The organism is Halobacillus sp. (assembly GCF_049282395.1).
In the GTDB taxonomy this organism is placed as follows: domain Bacteria; phylum Bacillota; class Bacilli; order Bacillales; family Halobacillaceae; genus Halobacillus.
In genome coordinates this window covers 1-2,377 of the sequence record NZ_JBAPTY010000234.1, presented here as the reverse complement: position 1 = coordinate 2,377, position 2,377 = coordinate 1, and the positions used below count along the sequence as shown (strand labels likewise).

Below are 2,377 nucleotides of genomic sequence, written 5' to 3'. Positions count from 1 at the left end.
CCTATTGTTTAATAAGGTATTTGTGAAAAGGTAGATAGAATGTTGAGTAATATATTTCTGTTTCATTAATTTATGGATGTTCTGCTTCGGAGGCTTTGAAGTGTGTTTAATTGTATGATGAAGATATCTGAATGAAGAGGGGTGTTACTTGTGAACTATGAAGAAAAAGCGCTTAAGGAAGCTTTACGCTGGAGACGTTCTTTAGAAAAAAGATCATCTTTAATGCAGAGGCAATCGAAAAGAGTCCAGGCGGCTGTTAACACCAAAATCCCGGACAAAGTCCATAACGTGGTGACAGAAAGTATTCGAAGGATGATTGAAACAGCTCTTACAACTTCTGAGTATGTTCGTCCATTGGAAGTAAATCCTGAATGGACTTTAGAGGAAAGAGAACAAAGGTTAGAGGAAATTTTAAAGCAGTATAAACAGACTGCAGCTTTTGAGGGAGCAGGAACGGGTTTCGGCGGATTTTGGCTCGGTTTGGCAGATTTTCCTTTGTTCCTTAGTATCAAAATGAAGTTCTTGTTTGATGCAGGACAACTTTATGGGTTTAATGTGGATTCATATGAAGAAAAAGTATTTTTGCTGAATGTATTCATGCTGGCTTTTTCCAGTGATGATGCCAGGAGGTCTATGAAAGATGTGGTATTGGACTGGGAGCAGATTCCACAAAGCCGTAAACAAATTGATTGGAAAACGCTGCAGATTGAATACCGGGATACATTGGATTTCGTGAAATTGCTGCAGCTCTTTCCGGGAATAGGAGCTGCTGTGGGTTTTATCGCAAATGGAAGGCTGCTTCAGCATTTAGGGGAGACGACTAAAAATGCCAGCCGCCTCCGTTTGCTGAATAGTTAAGAATTCTGGTGCTTTTCCTGGTAGCTTCGGTAAGCCTGCAATAAAGTTTTCGCGGCATGGTTCATCGCTTTTTCATCAAAATCAAACTTCGGATGATGGTGCGGATAATAATGCTCGGGAATTTGAGCTCCGGTAAAGTAGAAAGCGCCGGGCTTTTCCAGTAGATAATAAGCGAAATCTTCACCAGCCATCACCGGCTCCACCTCTTGCGTGCGGAGACTGTTGTCTGCTTCGTGAGAACGCTGAAGGACAAGTTCGGCCTCTGCTTCGTGGTTGACTACTGGCGGATAGCCTTTTTCATAATTAAAGGAATAGTCGGCTTCATAGCCCGTACATGTACCTTTTATAATTTTTTCCATTTCTTCAATGATCAGCTGTTGTACTTCAGGATCAAACGTTCTGACTGTACCAGTCAACTTAGCCGAATCGGCAATAATGTTAAATGTGTGGCCTGCTTCAAATGTTCCTACAGATAAGACAGCTGTTTTTAGTGGATCCACTCTGCGGCTGACCACCTGCTGTAAAGAAGTGACGAGCTGAGAGGCAATGACAATCGCATCTTTCGTCTGGTGCGGCTGTGCTCCATGCCCGCCCTTACCTTGGATTACAATTTCAAAACGGTCTGCTCCGGCCATGAAGGGTCCTTTCGCTGTTTCAATGACATTAGTGGGCGTGTTGACCCATAAGTGAGTACCGAATACAGCGTCGATCTGATCGAGTTTTCCGGATTCCACAATTGGCTTGGCTCCACCGGGGGCATACTCTTCGGCGTGCTGATGCAGAAAGATCACTGTGCCGGGAAGCTCTTCTTGAAAAGGGACAAGTGCTTCGGCGAGACCCAGCAGAGCTGCAGTATGGCCGTCGTGACCGCATGCATGCATAGCCCCGTCGTTTTGGGATTTGAATTCAAGATGATCGTTTTCTTCCTGTATCGGAAGAGCATCAAAATCCGCTCTTAAGGCTACTGTCTTTCCAGGTTTTCCACCTTCAAGTGTAGCGAGCACTCCATTACCGCCTACTTTTTTTTCGTAGGGAACCCCTAAACGTTTATATGTATCTGCAATGTACTGGGCAGTTTCTTCTTCATAGAAAGAGACTTCAGGATGCTGGTGCAGATGTCTGCGGGTTTGAACCATTTGTTCATATTGTTCATCAATTGCTTGAAAGACGTCATTCCACATTCGTAACTTCCTCCTATGATTTCTATAGATTGCATAAAGTGTAATATAAGTAACCCTAATTCTCAAACAAATTAGATTAGTCTAAAAAATGAAAGGTCTATTCTTTACAAAAAGACTTTGCTAAATCTCTAGTGTTCTTCAAGAAAAGCTCCCATTACTTGAAGACTCAGTTTTGAGATAACTCGGGTCCGTTGCCAAGAAAGGATGAGGGCGGCTACAGAAACAACTCGCTTTCCTGCGGGGGAACTGGCAAGCCTCCTCAGTCGTTAACACTCCTTGTGGGGTCTCGCCTCGCTCCTTCTCCCGCGGGAGTCTCGTCGTTTCCTCCGCCACCCCGG

2 protein-coding genes are annotated in these 2,377 nt (G+C 44.2%); one reads left to right on the top strand and one right to left on the bottom strand.

The window, feature by feature from the left end; all coding sequences use genetic code 11:
- Positions 1-150 precede the first annotated feature (150 nt).
- On the top strand, positions 151-858 hold the full coding sequence (locus tag WAM07_RS10225) for an EcsC family protein (protein ID WP_422166556.1): 708 nt from the start codon (positions 151-153) through the stop codon (positions 856-858).
- Here the strand turns inward: WAM07_RS10225 and WAM07_RS10220 are convergent.
- Positions 855-2,039 carry a M20 metallopeptidase family protein gene (locus WAM07_RS10220; RefSeq protein ID WP_422166554.1) on the bottom strand — a complete coding sequence of 395 codons (1,185 nt, stop codon included), beginning with the start codon at positions 2,037-2,039 and terminating at the stop codon, positions 855-857. The genes WAM07_RS10225 and WAM07_RS10220 overlap by 4 nt on opposite strands.
- Between the last annotated feature and the right edge of the window lie 338 nt (positions 2,040-2,377).